This window comes from Bacillus pumilus (assembly GCF_900186955.1).
Taxonomy (GTDB): domain Bacteria; phylum Bacillota; class Bacilli; order Bacillales; family Bacillaceae; genus Bacillus; species Bacillus pumilus.
The window spans coordinates 3,257,362-3,273,129 of the sequence record NZ_LT906438.1 but is presented as its reverse complement, the minus strand read 5'-3'; the positions used below and the strand labels follow the sequence as shown (position 1 = coordinate 3,273,129).

At 42.0% G+C, this 15,768-nt stretch carries 14 protein-coding genes; 10 read left to right on the top strand and 4 right to left on the bottom strand.

Going from position 1 to position 15,768, the window contains the following annotated elements; genetic code table 11:
* Complete coding sequence (gene uvrA / locus CKW02_RS17170) at positions 1-2,877, top strand: excinuclease ABC subunit UvrA (protein ID WP_003213743.1); 2,877 nt, start codon at positions 1-3, stop codon at positions 2,875-2,877.
* Between the two features lie 229 nt (positions 2,878-3,106).
* Here the strand turns inward: uvrA and CKW02_RS17160 are convergent, their stop codons facing one another.
* The gene (locus CKW02_RS17160) at positions 3,107-3,337 is read right to left on the bottom strand and encodes a hypothetical protein (RefSeq protein WP_003213489.1); all 231 of its coding nucleotides are present in this window, start codon (positions 3,335-3,337) and stop codon (positions 3,107-3,109) included.
* A gap of 197 nt (positions 3,338-3,534) precedes the next feature.
* Here CKW02_RS17160 and CKW02_RS17155 point away from each other — a divergent pair, with 197 nt between their 5' ends.
* From CKW02_RS17155 to CKW02_RS17135, 5 genes are all read left to right on the top strand, one after another.
* Positions 3,535-3,870, top strand: coding sequence for a hypothetical protein (locus CKW02_RS17155; protein ID WP_012011387.1), 336 nt, complete (start codon positions 3,535-3,537; stop codon positions 3,868-3,870).
* 12 nt (positions 3,871-3,882) lie between these two features.
* A complete protein-coding gene (locus CKW02_RS17150) occupies positions 3,883-4,974 on the top strand; it encodes a DUF4097 family beta strand repeat-containing protein (RefSeq protein WP_003212648.1) in 1,092 nt (363 codons plus the stop codon).
* A 6-nt stretch (positions 4,975-4,980) separates the two neighbouring features.
* On the top strand, positions 4,981-5,175 hold the full coding sequence (locus CKW02_RS17145; protein ID WP_003213763.1) for a PspC domain-containing protein: 195 nt from the start codon (positions 4,981-4,983) through the stop codon (positions 5,173-5,175).
* Positions 5,176-5,562: a phage holin family protein gene (locus CKW02_RS17140; RefSeq protein ID WP_003213568.1), complete on the top strand. Its 387-nt coding sequence runs from the start codon at positions 5,176-5,178 to the stop codon at positions 5,560-5,562.
* A 95-nt stretch (positions 5,563-5,657) separates the two neighbouring features.
* Positions 5,658-9,515 (top strand): lamin tail domain-containing metallophosphoesterase family protein, encoded by a 3,858-nt coding sequence (locus tag CKW02_RS17135; RefSeq protein ID WP_003213216.1) that lies wholly within the window; start codon positions 5,658-5,660, stop codon positions 9,513-9,515.
* Between the two features lie 29 nt (positions 9,516-9,544).
* Here CKW02_RS17135 and CKW02_RS17130 read toward each other — a convergent pair whose 3' ends face one another.
* From CKW02_RS17130 to nagA, 3 genes are read right to left on the bottom strand one after another with little or no spacing between them, the layout of a single operon-like run.
* Positions 9,545-10,270, bottom strand: a complete 726-nt coding sequence (locus CKW02_RS17130) for a GntR family transcriptional regulator (protein ID WP_095117891.1) — start codon at positions 10,268-10,270, stop codon at positions 9,545-9,547.
* A gap of 24 nt (positions 10,271-10,294) precedes the next feature.
* Entirely contained in the window at positions 10,295-11,020 is a 726-nt protein-coding gene (gene nagB / locus CKW02_RS17125; RefSeq protein ID WP_003213114.1) for a glucosamine-6-phosphate deaminase, read from the bottom strand.
* Positions 11,020-12,210 carry an N-acetylglucosamine-6-phosphate deacetylase gene (gene nagA / locus CKW02_RS17120; RefSeq protein WP_003213032.1) on the bottom strand — a complete coding sequence of 397 codons (1,191 nt, stop codon included), beginning with the start codon at positions 12,208-12,210 and terminating at the stop codon, positions 11,020-11,022. The genes nagB and nagA overlap by 1 nt, the downstream gene beginning before the upstream one ends.
* Positions 12,211-12,387: 177 nt before the next feature.
* Here nagA and hprK point away from each other — a divergent pair, with 177 nt between their 5' ends.
* From hprK to ppaX, 4 genes are read left to right on the top strand one after another with little or no spacing between them, the layout of a single operon-like run.
* Positions 12,388-13,320 carry an HPr(Ser) kinase/phosphatase gene (hprK, locus tag CKW02_RS17115; protein ID WP_003212943.1) on the top strand — a complete coding sequence of 311 codons (933 nt, stop codon included), beginning with the start codon at positions 12,388-12,390 and terminating at the stop codon, positions 13,318-13,320.
* A gap of 11 nt (positions 13,321-13,331) precedes the next feature.
* Positions 13,332-14,156: a prolipoprotein diacylglyceryl transferase gene (gene lgt / locus CKW02_RS17110; RefSeq protein WP_003213250.1), complete on the top strand. Its 825-nt coding sequence runs from the start codon at positions 13,332-13,334 to the stop codon at positions 14,154-14,156.
* Positions 14,157-14,175: 19 nt separating this feature from the next.
* On the top strand, positions 14,176-15,120 hold the full coding sequence (locus CKW02_RS17105) for a nucleoside recognition domain-containing protein (protein ID WP_003213258.1): 945 nt from the start codon (positions 14,176-14,178) through the stop codon (positions 15,118-15,120).
* Positions 15,117-15,767 (top strand): pyrophosphatase PpaX, encoded by a 651-nt coding sequence (gene ppaX, locus CKW02_RS17100; protein WP_003213698.1) that lies wholly within the window; start codon positions 15,117-15,119, stop codon positions 15,765-15,767. The genes CKW02_RS17105 and ppaX overlap by 4 nt, the downstream gene beginning before the upstream one ends.
* Position 15,768: the final 1 nt, after the last annotated feature.

Below are 15,768 nucleotides of genomic sequence, written 5' to 3'. Positions count from 1 at the left end.
ATGGCTATGGAACGAATAGAGGTGAAAGGTGCTAGAGCCCACAACCTTAAAAATATTGATGTGAATATCCCGCGTGACCAGTTAGTGGTCATCACGGGTTTATCTGGTTCAGGAAAATCGTCGCTTGCCTTTGATACCATTTATGCAGAGGGTCAGCGCAGGTACGTTGAATCTCTTTCAGCGTATGCGCGCCAATTTCTCGGTCAAATGGATAAACCGGATGTAGATGCCATTGAAGGTCTTTCTCCGGCGATTAGTATTGATCAGAAGACGACGAGCCGGAACCCTAGATCAACAGTTGGAACCGTTACTGAAATCTATGATTATTTACGACTCTTGTATGCTCGAGTTGGGAAACCTATTTGTCCGATACATGGGATTGAAATCACGTCCCAAACGATTGAGCAGATGACAGATCGTATTTTAGAATATCCAGAAAGAACGAAATTGCAAGTGCTTGCGCCGGTCGTATCAGGCCGCAAAGGAACACATGTTAAAGTACTTGATCAAATTCGAAAGCAAGGCTATGTGCGAGTAAGAGTCGACGGAGAGATGGAAGATCTATCAGAAGAGATCGAGCTTGAAAAGAACAAGAAGCATTCCATTGAAGTCGTGATTGATCGAATCGTGGTGAAGGAAGGCGTTGCGGCTCGGCTGTCTGACTCCCTTGAAACGGCGCTGCGACTAGGTGAAGGCCGTGTGATGATTGACGTGATTGGACAAGAAGAGCTGTTATTCAGTGAACATCATGCCTGTCCGCACTGCGGGTTCTCTATTGGTGAGCTTGAGCCGAGAATGTTTTCATTTAATAGTCCTTTTGGTGCCTGTCCGAGCTGTGATGGGCTTGGCTCTAAACTAGAAGTTGACCCAGAGCTTGTCATTCCTAATAAGGATTTGACGTTACGACAGCATGCCATTGCCCCTTGGGAGCCGCAGAGCTCACAATACTATCCTCAGCTTCTTGAGGCAGTATGTACACATTACGGAATCGACATGGACATTCCAGTGAAAGATATACCGTCGCATTTATTCGATAAAATTTTATATGGCAGCGGCTCTGAACGGATTTATTTTAAATATGAAAATGATTTTGGTCAGGTACGTGAAAATGAAATTGAATTTGAAGGTGTTCTTCGTAACATTGAACGACGCTATAAGGAAACCAGCTCTGATTATATTCGTGAGCAAATGGAGAAGTATATGGCGAACCAGCCATGTCCGACATGTAAAGGATATCGTCTGAAAAAAGAGACGCTTGCGGTTCTGATCAATGGCAAACATATCGGAGAAATCACTGATTTGTCTGTCTCTGATGCCCTTGATTTATATGGTGAAATCGAGTTGTCTGAGAAAGATTTGCAGATTGCTCAGCTCATTTTACGTGAAATCAAAGAGCGCTTGTCCTTCTTAAATAATGTGGGATTAGATTACCTCACATTGAGCCGCTCGGCTGGCACACTATCCGGAGGAGAGGCGCAGCGGATTCGTCTGGCGACTCAAATCGGGTCAAGGCTGACAGGTGTTCTTTATATATTAGATGAACCATCTATTGGTCTGCATCAGCGTGATAATGACCGATTGATCGGGACATTGAAAAACATGCGCGATATCGGGAATACCCTCATTGTCGTAGAGCATGATGAAGATACGATGCTAGCCGCTGATTATTTGATTGATATTGGACCTGGAGCAGGAGTTCATGGAGGAGAAGTGATTTCAGCTGGAACGCCGGAAGAAGTCATGAAGGACAAGAAATCTTTAACAGGACAATATTTATCAGGAGAGAAATTTATCCCTCTGCCGATCGAAAGAAGAAAGCCTGACGGCCGCTATATTGAGATCAAAGGTGCAAAAGAAAACAACCTGAAAAACGTCAATGCGAAGTTCCCTCTAGGCGTCTTTACAGCTGTAACTGGGGTGTCTGGTTCAGGGAAAAGTACGCTTGTGAATGAAATTCTATTAAAATCACTTGCGCAAAAACTGCACAGAGCGAAGACGAAGCCAGGACAGCACAAAGAAATCAAAGGAATGGATCATTTAGATAAGGTGATTGATATTGATCAATCTCCAATCGGCCGTACGCCAAGATCCAACCCTGCCACGTATACAGGTGTATTTGACGATGTGCGGGATGTGTTTGCACAAACCAATGAAGCAAAGGTACGAGGGTATAAAAAAGGTAGATTCAGCTTTAACGTCAAAGGTGGACGCTGTGAGGCATGTCGCGGAGATGGCATCATTAAAATCGAAATGCACTTTTTACCTGATGTGTATGTGCCTTGTGAGGTGTGCCACGGGAAACGTTATAACCGCGAGACGCTTGAGGTCACATATAAAGGGAAGAACATTGCTGATGTGCTTGAAATGACTGTGGAGGACGCACTCCAATTTTTCGAGAACATCCCGAAAATTAAGCGGAAGCTTCAAACGATTTTTGATGTTGGACTAGGGTACATTACACTTGGACAGCCTGCGACGACATTGTCCGGGGGAGAGGCGCAGCGTGTGAAATTGGCATCTGAGCTTCACCGACGTTCAAACGGAAGGTCTCTTTATATTTTAGACGAGCCGACAACGGGTCTGCATGTGGATGATATTGCCCGTTTATTAAAAGTGCTTCAGCGTTTGGTCGAAAACGGAGATACGGTGCTAGTGATTGAGCACAACCTTGATATTATCAAGGCTGCTGATTACCTCGTTGATCTCGGACCAGAGGGCGGTGCTGGCGGCGGAACGATCATTGCCTCTGGGACTCCTGAGCAAATTGCAAAAGAAAAAGCTTCTTACACTGGTCGATACTTAAAGCCTATTTTAGAGCGTGACCGTAAACGAATGAAACAGTTGGTCAAAGAAATAGAAAGTGTGACTTCATCATAAAAAAACCCTCGTTAAGAGGGGTTTCAGCGTGTAGACAAACCCTCGCATTCGTTGTCAGGTCTGCGCGCTGGTGCTCACGAATGTTAAATTCGCTCTGCTGCGCCAGTGCTCGCTCTTTCTAGACTTCAAAGGTTTTCTATCACGCTGAAAAGAAGACAAAGGGCTAAAATCAAGATCATTTTAGCCCTTTGTCAACAATCTGAACCCCTCGTTAAGAGGGGTTTTCCTTTTATTGCGCATCTTCCTTTGGCATTAAATGACTGAGCTGCGTTAAATCCTTTAAAATATGCGTGCTGCTGCTGTCGAGCAGTACTTTTAAATAACGGATATCACCATACTGTGGATGAGACGGATGAATGGTCTCAAGCTCCCTGATCATATCGCTGTTCATGCTTTTTTGTTTCTGTATAAGGTCTAAAAGCGTTTGAGCCGTGTGGTTAGTATTATGATGATCTGTCAAAATAATTACCCCCTATAATGATAATCACCATCTTTTCAACATATTTTAAAGGGTAATCCGTGAAGAATCTACACTTAGGTGCAAAAAGATGTAATTTGTGTCTAAGGTCATATGTAAATCGAATGATTTTGAAACTTTTGATACGCAATAAACGTATGAGTTAGAAAGGAATTTTCATCATGAAGGAGCGAATATATATGAATAGAGATCAGTCGATCATTGCATCAATTTGTTATTTCAGTGTATTTTTTATGCCGTTTATTGTACCGATCGTGGCATATTTTGTAGTCGACCAAAAGGAACCGAAACGGCACGCGTTGCGAGCATTATGGTCACATGTTTTGCCAGTCGCAGCGTGCGTGTTGCTGGTTTTTGGGTCTATCCCATTTTTATTGTCGACACAGGCAAGTGACTCACTCATGCCAGTGATCACGATGCTCATCTTGTCCTTTTTAGTCGCTATTGGCTTTTTGATCTCTGTCATTTGGAATATCATTCAAGGTATTAAAGTACTTCAATCCATCAAATCGTAGGAGGGGCTTTGTATGAATGAAAAAGAACGCATTTTAAAATTAGTAGAAGACGGGACATTATCTGCAAAAGAAGCGATTACGCTGCTTGAAAAACTGGAGGGAAATCCGTCTGTTTCATTAGAAAAATCAACGGTTGATCACACCTTTCATGAAGAAAAAGCAGGCACGGAGAGCAAAGGAACTGGTACAGAAAATCTTGGTGCAAAGTTGTTTGGCTGGTTAGATTCTGCGGTGAAAAAGGTGAAAGACGTAGATCTTGATTTGAACTTTGGACAGTCGATCGACGTTGAGCACATTTTTCAGTTCAAAGACGCTTCGCTCTCTCATTTAGATATTCAATTGGCGAACGGCAGTCTCAATGTGATGCCTTGGGACGATGGTGATATTCGAGCAGAATGCCATGCGAAAATCTACCGTGCAGAAGACGGAGAGCAGGCAAGACAGCAATTTCTCAATCAATTGGACTGCGGCCTCGAAGGGGATAAATTTTTTATCCGGACCGAAAAGAAGACAATGAAAGTCAATGTCACTTTATATGTGCCACGTATCCAATACGATAAAATCAAGGTTAAGCTGTTTAATGGTCCGATCCGCGGGGAAAAGCTAAAGACAAAAGAACTTACTGCGAAAACCACCAATGGTGTTGTCTCTTTTGCCTCTTTACAGGCGGAAAAGGTTGGAATTGAAACAGCAAACGGACAAATTAAACTGGCGGATCACGAGTGTGGTATGATTGAAGTAGAAACCATTAATGGGCTTATTGACCTGCGCGGGAAAAGTGAGTCAATTGATGCCCAAAGCTTTAACGGAAACATTGCTGTTCAGCTGTCGGATGAGAAGTGCCGTTCCATTTATGCGAAAACGACAACAGGCAGTGTGGACGTCCAGATCCCGCGTGCTTGTGCAGTGACCGCTGAGCTGAAAAGCAATCTTGGGTCTATTTCTCACGATTTGCTTGATGCAGAGATGATTAAAGAGAAAAATGAGACATTACAAAAAGAGAAAATGATCAAAGCCAACCAACAGGCAGTGAACAGTATATCCATTTTTGCAGAAACAAAAACAGGTTCAATACAAGTAAAGCACCAATCAGACAAGGAGTGATTCTACATGAAGAAGCTTTATCGTTCAGCAACAGATAAAAAAATAGCGGGTGTTGTTGGTGGACTTGCCGAATACTTAAGGGTCGATGCATCTCTGCTTCGCATTTTAACGGTCATCATCGGATTTATGACAGCATTTATGCCGATTTTCTTGGTTTACTTCATCTGGTATTTTGTTGTTCCGGAAGAAGGCACTAACTAAATGCTTAGATGGATCGTCAGTATTTTAGTCAATGCATTACTTTTAATCGTCATTGCTGGATATTTTGATTCAGGCATTCTGCCAGGGCTTGGGAGCGTATATATTGAAGGGTTTGGCGCAGCCATTGTGGCAAGTATCATTTTATCCTTGCTCAATATTTTAGTGAAGCCGTTTTTGATCATTTTAACGCTTCCAGTAACCGTTCTTACACTAGGATTGTTCTTATTTGTGATTAATGCCATCACACTTATGATGACATCAAGTTTTATGGGCGATAGTTTTAATATTGATGGGTTTGGAACGGCCATTTGGATGGCTGTCATCTTATCCATTTTCCATCTGTTGATACAAAAAGGAATTGTGGAGCCGTTAGCGAAAAAAAGCTAACGGTTTTTTTTGACCCATTTTGTATCGTTTCTCCGTTTCATCTGACATAAAAACTTCCTTCAGGAGACACAATATCCGAAGGGAGGCGGTGCACGATGGTGAACGTGAGCAGACAAATCATGCTTTTATGTTTTTTTATCATTCTTTTTTGTTTCAATCAGCCTGCTTCAGCAGGGCCTTTTATTCAAACACAGGTCAATATACCGGACAAGCCTTTTTCTCCTTTTATCTTTGATCCCTTTCATGTGGATGTCCGTCCAGTTCTAGGGGAAAAAAGCCGTGATCTCCATTTTCGTGCGTCGATTACGGATCCGGAACAAATTTTGTCTGCGAACTTGTATTATAAACAAAGTGATGAGCTAGGGTACCGTTTGATCCCAATGGAACGGCTGCCAGGTATGAAGCCAGAATTTACAGCGAAAATTCCGCCAGATCAATTATGGAATTCAACCGTTCGTTACTATACAGAGTTTCTTACGCAAAAGTCCGTGATCAAAACGGCAGAACAATCTGTCCACTTAAATGGATTTGAAGAGGATCTTTCGCGCATTCCGGACTTAGTCATCACAGAAATTGTTGTCAATTCAAAAAATCGCAAAGGCAAAGATGCATTTGAATTTATTGAGGTATATAACACAACACATGAGCCTATCTCTCTTAAACATTATCAGCTTCGCTACCGCAATCCTGCACAAGGAACCGAAATGGATGATGTGTATTCCTTTCACACAAATCCAGTCACTCTTTCACCTGGAAAACCGTATGTTTTCTGGCTGAGGAAAAAAGGACAGGAGCATTTAACTGTAGCGGACTTCAATGCCATGTACAAAAGTCAATTAAAAGAGGGAGAGCATGTATCTGTCATCGAAAGCAAAGGGCTTTCCAACTCTAAATCTCGTCTTGTTTCCATTACAACGAATATAGGGGAGGAGATTTCTTCAGCAGCATTTCGCTTAAAGCCTTCATGGTTTAGTGAGCATAAATCTTTGCTGTTCAAATATCCAATGGACGGTACTTCGCAAATGAAGCTAATCTCGAAAATTGAAGAAGAGCCTACGCCTGGCAAAGTGCTAAAAGCACAAATTCCATCTGAGAAAAAAGAAATTTCTCAAGATATCCATAAACCTGTGATTGAAGATATGACAGTGAGGAAACCAGTGAAACCAACTGAAAGCATAGAGATTAAAGCAGATGTACAGGATGATCAGGTCGTCAAAACCGTCAAGCTTCGCTATCAAACAAATCGGAAAGATGATTTTAAGGAAATACTGCTTCAAAAAGATCATAACGACCGATTATTTCATCATATTATTTACTCACCTGAGTTGATTGGTAAAGAACAATTGGAATATCAGCTTGAAGCGTCAGACGGTGAAAATACAGCAATGACGATGAAAAAAATGATTGATGTGGAGCAAGTTAGCAAAGCTCATGGCCTTCGATTCAATGTAGAAGAAGGAGATACGGTTTCAGGATTATTTCCATTAAAAGCAACGTCTGATCAGAAAAAAAGCATTGAATTATTGATAGATGGAAAGCGGAATCAGCAAGTGTTTTCTGCCCTTGAAGCAGATCCATATATTGCATTTGATGTCAAAGGGACAAATTTATATTTTAAAAATGGTGTGTCCATAGGTAAGCACTTACTTTCTATTTTTGATGATTCGACAAAAGTGTATCGTACCTATACAATGCCAATACCAGAAGCAGAGATGAAAAAAGCAGGTCTCCAATCGATCTCCTTCCATGCAGGAACAAAATCTTCTCCAGTTGATCGGTTGCCTGGTGAGAATCACGATGATTTTGAACTAAAAAACGTCCGAATGATTTTATCGAATGGAACTCAAATTCCTCCAATCAATGCAAAGCCGGAAAAAGAATGGAGAATGGGAGACAGCGGTAACGCCAAAAAGGTCAGAACATTTCAATTTGAAATACCAAAAGAAGCTTATGTTTCAACGTTTATGAAGTGGGATACAAGAAGGTTGAAAGAGGGGCCGCACCTGATTGAGGCCAAAACATCAGACGAGCATGCATCTGTACATGTGATGGTTGATAATACGGGTCCAAAAATTAAAACCAACGTCCAAACAAAGGATCCATATAAAGGAGCTTTTACGTTAAAAGCAAAGGTAACGGATCGTTGGAGTAGCATAGAAGAGATGAAAGCATATGTAGATGGCAAGCCAATTTCCTTGCCATACCAGACGTCCTCTAGCGAATTAAACCCGGGGGAGCACACGTTAACAATTAAAGCAAAAGATGCCGCAGGAAACATGTCAACGTTGAAAAAGGAATTCAAGACGGTACATGAACACCCTGAGCCACCAGAGCGTGTAGCAGATAAGACGAAAATGAAATCGTCAAAGCAAACTGTGCTCACCAAGGACCCAACGAATGATAAGCTGGATTATTCCTTTTACCGTGCGTATCAATATACATCGTTGCATCCATCAATGAACATTTTGAAATATGCAGCGGAGACAGAACCGCCAAAGAGCTTTAACGAAAAAGGAGAAATGATCTTTTCTCATGAAGAAAGGAATCGCATTGCATTTGCTGATGGTAAGTCAGTTGAAACGAAGGATTTACATCGTTTTCCCTATCATCGTTTTCAAATCAAGGTTCATCAAGATGTACGTGAAAAGGATGTCGTCGAAGCGATATGGAAAGGGAGTTCATTGACAGGGAGAAAGGTGACCATGTATGCATGGAATCATCAGCAAGAAAAGTGGGATAAAATTACTCATCATTTTGCTAAGGATCAAAAGGAATTTTACCTGAAAGGACTGCTGTCCGTCAGACAGTACATGAAGAATCATACGTTTGATTTGCTTGTACAGGATGAAATCAGTAAAGCGCAAAAGCCATATAAGATGGTTTGGATGTCTGACACACAATATTATGCAAAGAGCTATCCTCATATCTTTAAACAAATGGTCGAGTGGATCAGAGACCAGAGAGAAAAGTTAAACATTCAATATGTGTTCCATACAGGTGACATTGTGGATGATTCAAAAGATAAACAATGGCAACGAGCCGATACGTTTATGCGCGTGTTAGATGAGCATCAGATTCCTTATGGTGTTTTAGCAGGAAATCATGATGTTCGACATAAGGACGGTTTTTATGCGGAATATGGGAAATATTTCGGTGAGAAACGCTTTGCAAATAAACCGTACTATGGTGAATCCTATCAAAACAATCGAGGTCATTATGATCTCATCTCTGCCGGTGGCAATGATTATATGATGGTATACATGGGCTGGGGGATTAAGCAAGATGAAATTGATTGGTTGAACCGTGTGATTTCTGAGCATCCAGACCGTATCGTCATTTTAAATTTCCATGAGTATTTGTTGGTCAGTGGCAACCGCAGTCCGATTGGCGACCTCATCTTCCACCAGGTAGTGAAACGCCATCCCAATATAGTGGCGGTATTTAGCGGTCACTATCACGGAGCGAGCAGGAAAGTAGATGAGCTTGACGATGACAAGGATGGTAAAGTAGACCGGAAAGTATATCAAATACTCGCCGATTATCAGTCAGGGCCTGAAGGTGGACAAGGGTTTATGCGATTGATAACAGCCGATCAAGAAAAAAACCAGCTTCATTTTACGACATACTCACCTTACATGAATCAAGAGCATTTCTACGATCCTAAAACGTATGGAGATCAGGATGAATTTTCAATCGATGTGGATTTGACGCCGAAAATGAAATCTGTCAAAACCAACTATTTTGAACTCAATGTGTACACAAATGTTTTGTTAGGAGAGGCGCGCGGCGTAAAAAGCGGCAAAAAAGCAAGCTTTGAGTGGAAAGGCTTAAAGCCAAACGAAGACTATTATTGGTACACCGTAGCAAAAGATCGTTTTCAAGGAAAAGCGATTTCACCGATATGGAAAATCCATACAAAAAATGATCGTGAAGAAACATTTCTTAGGAAATAAAAACAGTGCTCCTTTTATAAGGGCACTGTTTATCTTTCCATTGTATGAATGAGCTTGTAACGATCTCCTCTATAAACGGAAAGAACATATTCAAACGGAATATCATTCTGAAAATAAGTCGTTCTTGCGATTGAGAGCACGGGATCGCCTGTTGAAATAGACAGCACATGTGCTTCTTCATTTGAAGCCACATTCGATTCAAGCTCTTGTTTTGCATGAGCAATTGTAAGGCCTGTTTGAGTCTCTATATATTCATATATAGAGCCAGTTAAATGTTCCCTTGTTAAATCTCCTGCAAATGCTTCAGGGATATAGCTCGTTTCAATCGCCATCGGTTCATCATTTGCGAGGCGTATCCGTTTGAGTTCAAATATAGCATCGCCATTTGACAGTTGTAAGACAGGCAGCAAGTGATCTGGACAGACGGTTTTTGTGAAATCAATCAGCTGGCTTGAAGCTTTAAGACCACGCTGACGCATATCCTCTGTAAAGCTTGTTAAGCCTTGAAGCGGCTGTTCAAATTTTTTTCGACTCACAAAGGTGCCTTTTCCTTTTTGTCGATACAAATATCCTTCGTTCACAAGGTTCGATAAGGCTTGTCTGACAGTCATTCGACTTATACCAAAGCGCTCGGCATATTCTCTTTCAGAAGGAATGAGTGTATCAGGTGCTAATGTTCCATCCTCAATCTGTTTTTTCAAGTTCTCCATAATCTGATGGTACATCGGAATAGGTGACTGCTTATCAATAAACATGTGAAAATCCTCTCGTGTTTAGCTTTAGCGTAGTGAACCAGCTTCTCGATCAATCAAAATCGTCACATCTTCATGAAGTTTCAGAGCAGATGCTGGGAAGTCTGGGTGTATCTCAGTCTGTTCTAAATATTGTATCACTTTCGCTTTTGATTTTCCTGATGCAAGAAGGAGAATCTTTTTACTAGAAAGAATGCTTGCAATGCCCATGGTGATGGCATGTGTAGGCACTTCATCAATAGAAGAAAAGTATCTTGCATTGGCCTGCCGTGTGTTTTCATCTAGTTGCACGACATGAGTCTTTGAGTTAAATGGGGTACCGGGCTCGTTAAACCCAATATGTCCATTTTGACCGATTCCAAGAAGCTGAAGGTCGATGCCGCCTATATCTTGAATGAGCTGATCATATCTTAAGCATTCTTTTTCTAAATCAGGTGCAGCGCCATTTGGAAGAAAATACTGATCCTGTGGAAGATCAATATGATCAAATAAATGACGTTTCATATAGGTCATATAACTATTTTCATGATCTGGATCAAGGCCTGCATATTCATCTAAATTGACTGTTTTTGTTTGTTTGAAAGACAATTGTTGTGATTGATGAAGGTGAATTAACTCTTGATACGTATCAAGAGGTGTACCGCCCGTTGCCAGGCCGAGTACGGCATCTGGTTTAGAAGCGATTGTGCGCGCGATCAGGGCTGCTGCTTCTTTTCCTAATTGTTCTTTATCTTCAAATTCAATGATGTTCATTAGTGGTTGGCCTCCTTTTTCTCAAAGACGATTTGTCCATGGCAGATCGTCATCATTAGTTCACCAGACTCATCCCAGATCACAAGGTCTGCTTGTTTTCCAACTTCAATCGAACCAAGCTGCTGATCAAGTCCTAGCTGAATGGCTGCATTAGTTGAGGTCATCTTTGCGATCTCTGTCCATTCGCAATGTGTGATCTGTTTCATCCGTTTGACGCCATCTTTCATTCGCAGAATCGATCCTGCAAGTGTACCATCTGCCAGTAAAGCTTGTTCGCCGCTCACTGTGACTGTTTGACCCCCAAATTCATACGTGCCATTTCCAAGTCCTTTTGCGCGCATCGAGTCTGTGATCATCATTAAACGATCACTTCCTTTTGCCAAATACGCAAGCTTGATGGAAAGTGGGTGGGAGTGTATCCCATCCGTAATCAGCTCAGTATGGAGATCCTCGTTTGTAAGAGCAGCTCCTACAGCGTTTGGTTCACGATGCTGAAACGAACTCAGTGCATTATAAAGATGCGTGACATGGCGTGCACCATGCTTTGCTGCTAATTCAATCATGTCATGATGGGCATTCGTATGTCCAATAGAAGGAATAATGTTTTTTTCTTGCAACAAGGAAAGAAAAGCAAAGTCAGGGTCTTCCTCAGGTGCGAACGTGACAATTCGAATAAGCCGTTCAGAAGCATCCAACCATTTTTCAAAAAGAGGGCGATCGGGCTGCTGTATCCATTGAACAGGCTGTGCCCCTGCTTTATCTTTAGAAATAAAAGGACCTTCAAGATGGATACCTAAACATTGTGCCTGAACGCCTGCTTGTTCTTCATTGTATTGTTTCCACTTGGCGACATTTTTAAGTGCTTGCTCTATCTCATGATGGTTTTGAGTGATGGTTGTGGCTAAAAAACTTGTCGTTCCTTCTAACGGTAAGTTGTCAGCGAGTGTATTCATGGCTTCTGATGTCGCATCCATCATATCTGCTCCATATCCGCCATGGATGTGAATATCAATCATTCCGGGAAGTAAATAAAAGTTTTCCCGGGAAATATATACTTTTTCATAATTTCCTGTCGGTGGTGTTGTTGAAATATAGTCAATCTTGCCGTCGCGTAAACCGACAAAACCGTTTGCAATCATTTCAGTCTTTGTCACAATATGAATATTGGAGAGCAATAAAGAGCTGCTCATGATTGTGCCCCCTTTAGTCATTGTCTTTGACTTAGTTTACCCTTTTTAAGTATAGTTGTCTATACCAGTAAATGAACGGAAACAGGATCAGGATAAAATACTGTTTTGGGATCATCATTGAAAGTGATAAAATAGAGCTGTATTTCTGAATCGCCTGTGATAAAAGGAGGAAGAAGCGTGCCGAAAGTTCGTACGAAGGACATAATGGAACAATTTCATCTTGAACTGGTAAGTGGGGAAGAAGGGATTAATCGTCCCATTACAATCAGTGATCTTTCCAGACCAGGTATTGAAATGGCTGGTTATTTTACATATTACCCAAAAGAAAGAGTTCAACTTTTAGGGAAAACAGAGCTTTCTTTTTTTGAACAGCTCCCAGAACGCGAACGAAAGCAGAGAATGATGTCTCTTTGTACTGATATTACCCCTGCAATTATTTTGTCACGAGATCGTGAAGTGCCGAAGGAATTAATTGAAGCTTCAAATGAAAATGGTGTACCTGTGTTACGTTCAAGCCTAAAAACGACAAGACTTTCGAGTCGTTTGACCAACTTTTTAGAAAGCAAGCTTGCACCTACGACCGCGATTCATGGCGTACTTGTTGATGTATATGGTGTAGGTGTATTGTTAATTGGAAAAAGCGGAGTAGGAAAAAGTGAAACAGCCTTAGAATTAGTGAAGAGAGGACACAGGCTGGTCGCAGATGATTGCGTGGAAATCCGTCAAGAGGATCAGGATACGCTAGTCGGAAGCGCACCAGAGCTGATTGAACATCTTTTAGAAATCCGCGGGTTAGGCATCATTAATGTGATGACCTTATTTGGAGCTGGGGCTGTCAGAAGCTATAAGAGAATTACGATTGTCATGAACCTTGAGCTTTGGGAACAAGGCAAACAGTACGATCGTTTAGGACTTGAAGAAGAGAAAATGCGAATCATCGATACAGATGTACCGAAGCTGACCATTCCTGTCCGCCCTGGTCGAAACTTAGCGGTTATCATTGAGGTGGCTGCGATGAACTTCAGGTTAAAACGCATGGGACATAATGCGGCGGAACAATTTACAAGTAAACTAGCCGATGTCATTGAAGACAATGGCCAAGATGAATAGGAGTTGTCTATATGAACGAAGCGATTCAGCCAATTGATCCGATTGCTTTTCAGCTCGGACCTCTTTCGGTTCATTGGTATGGTGTGATCATTGGGGTCGGAGCCTTACTAGGACTCTGGCTCGCACTGAGAGAATGTGAGAAAAGAGGAATCAATAAAGATACGTTTATTGATTTAATCTTATTTGCCATTCCAATAGCGATTATTTGTGCACGAATTTATTATGTATCCTTCGAATGGGATTACTATCAGCAGCACCCAAATGAAATCATTAAGATTTGGCATGGCGGAATTGCCATCCATGGCGGGCTGATAGGTGCTGTGCTGACAGCGATCGTCTTCACAAAAGTGAAAAAGGTGTCCTTCTGGAAAATAGCGGATGTAGCAGCACCTAGTATTTTACTGGCGCAGGCCATTGGACGCTGGGGGAACTTTATTAATCAGGAAGCGCATGGTGAGGCTGTTTCAAGAGCCTTTTTAGAGAATTTGCATTTGCCTGAGTTTATCATTAATCAAATGTATATTGATGGGACGTATTATCACCCAACGTTCTTATACGAATCATTATGGAATCTTGCCGGTGTTGTGATCTTGATTTTATTACGTAGAACATCGATGCGCAGAGGCGAAATCTTCTTGTCTTATTTAATTTGGTATTCAATCGGTCGTTTCTTCATAGAAGGTATGAGAACGGACAGTTTGATGCTGACAGAACATCTTCGAATCGCTCAAATGATTTCGATTGCCATTTTTGTAGTGGCTGTTCTGCTGCTGATCTTTAGAAGAATAAAAGGTCACGCATCGATCCCGTATAAAGAGAACAACTCATCGAATTAAAGCAGGGGGGATCAGAAGGATGCAGGAGACATGGAAAAACGGCTTAAAAGCAGGGCTATCGACAACTTGGACACTTGGAAAAGTCATCTTTCCGGTTACCATTCTCGTCAGTATCTTGCAGCATACGCCTGTTATGGATTGGATCATTCAATTCATACGGCCATTTATGGGATTGTTTGGTCTTTCAGGAGAAGCAGCCATTCCGCTTGTGTTAGGAAATGTGCTGAACTTGTATGCGGGCATAGCGGCCATTTTGACTCTAGATCTTCCTGTGAAGGAAGTGTTTATTTTGGCCGTGATGCTGTCCTTTTGTCACAACCTGATCATCGAATCGACTGTGGCAGCAAAGGTTGGACTGAGAGTGTCTGTCATTTTGCTGGTCAGAATCAGTCTTGCTGTTGTTTCGGCTATTGTTATTCATCTCGTTTGGCAGGGAGGCCAGGAGCCGGCACAATATGGACTGCTGACAGCAGCCCAAACGGCTGATGTGCCTTCCAGCTGGTACATGATCGTCCTTGTCGCTTTACAAAAAGCCGTACTCGGTGTGCTCCAGCTCGCCTGTATCGTCATCCCTCTCATGATCATCATTCAATTCATGAGAGATTTAGGATGGCTCCATACGCTGTCTAAGTGGCTGTCTCCATTTACGAGAATGCTTGGAATGAAAGAAAATACGTCGATGACGATGGTCGCTGGGTTAACCATTGGTCTAGCATACGGAGCTGGCGTGATGATGAAGGCAGTGGAAGAGGACGGCGTGAGTAAAAAGGATTTAACCCTTGCTTTCATTTTCCTTGTTGCCTGCCATGCAGTAGTCGAAGACACGCTGATATTTATTCCACTTGGGATTCCTGTGTGGCCGCTTCTTGTCATCCGTCTGATATCTGCTATTTTATTAACAGCTGCCATTAGCTATATTTGGCGAAAGCGCGAGCTCGCAGTTGTTAGAAAGGAAGCCATATGAACGAATCAACTGTTAACACCGTGCTATTTGATTTAGATGGCACATTAATCAATACGAATGAATTAATTATTGCTTCATTTCAACATACGCTTGATCATTATTACCCTGATCAGTACAGCCGTGAAGAGATCCTCCATTTCATTGGTCCGTCATTATTTGATACATTCTCTGCGATGGACCCTGATCTAACGGATGACATGATTCAGATGTACCGTACGTTTAATCATGAACAGCATGATCTGCTCGTGACTGAATATGAGACTGTTATAGATACATTGAAGGTTTTGCAGGATCGAGGATTTAAGCTTGGAATTGTCACAACAAAGGTACGTGACACAGTGTTAATGGGATTGAAGCTGACCGGTTTAGAGCCATTCTTTGAGGTGATTGTGACGCTCGATGATGTCCAAAATGAGAAGCCGCATCCGGAGCCAGTCCAGCTGGCATTATCCAAGCTTGGCAGTGATCCACATGAAGCGGTGATGGTCGGCGATAATTATCACGATATTTTGTCTGGTCAAGCGGCAGGGACAAAAACAGCAGGTGTTGCTTGGTCAATTAAGGGAGAAGAGGCCCTTTTAAAGCATCGCCCTGATTTTATGCTAAAGAAAATGAGTGATCTTCTGGCGATTGTTGGAGCTGATTGAG

Bases quoted from the DNA above. Each gene is read 5' to 3' on its own strand.
- CKW02_RS17155 (WP_012011387.1), top strand. From the start codon at position 3,535: ATGAATAGAGATCAGTCGATCATTGCATCAATTTGTTATTTCAGTGTA.
- nagB (WP_003213114.1), bottom strand. From the start codon at position 11,020: ATGAACATCATTGAATTTGAAGATAAAGAACAATTAGGAAAAGAAGCA.
- CKW02_RS17140 (WP_003213568.1), top strand. From the start codon at position 5,176: ATGCTTAGATGGATCGTCAGTATTTTAGTCAATGCATTACTTTTAATC.
- ppaX (WP_003213698.1), top strand. From the start codon at position 15,117: ATGAACGAATCAACTGTTAACACCGTGCTATTTGATTTAGATGGCACA.
- uvrA (WP_003213743.1), top strand. From the start codon at position 1: ATGGCTATGGAACGAATAGAGGTGAAAGGTGCTAGAGCCCACAACCTT.
- CKW02_RS17145 (WP_003213763.1), top strand. From the start codon at position 4,981: ATGAAGAAGCTTTATCGTTCAGCAACAGATAAAAAAATAGCGGGTGTT.
- CKW02_RS17150 (WP_003212648.1), top strand. From the start codon at position 3,883: ATGAATGAAAAAGAACGCATTTTAAAATTAGTAGAAGACGGGACATTA.
- lgt (WP_003213250.1), top strand. From the start codon at position 13,332: ATGAACGAAGCGATTCAGCCAATTGATCCGATTGCTTTTCAGCTCGGA.
- CKW02_RS17105 (WP_003213258.1), top strand. From the start codon at position 14,176: ATGCAGGAGACATGGAAAAACGGCTTAAAAGCAGGGCTATCGACAACT.
- CKW02_RS17135 (WP_003213216.1), top strand. From the start codon at position 5,658: ATGGTGAACGTGAGCAGACAAATCATGCTTTTATGTTTTTTTATCATT.
- nagA (WP_003213032.1), bottom strand. From the start codon at position 12,210: ATGAGCAGCTCTTTATTGCTCTCCAATATTCATATTGTGACAAAGACT.
- CKW02_RS17130 (WP_095117891.1), bottom strand. From the start codon at position 10,270: ATGTTTATTGATAAGCAGTCACCTATTCCGATGTACCATCAGATTATG.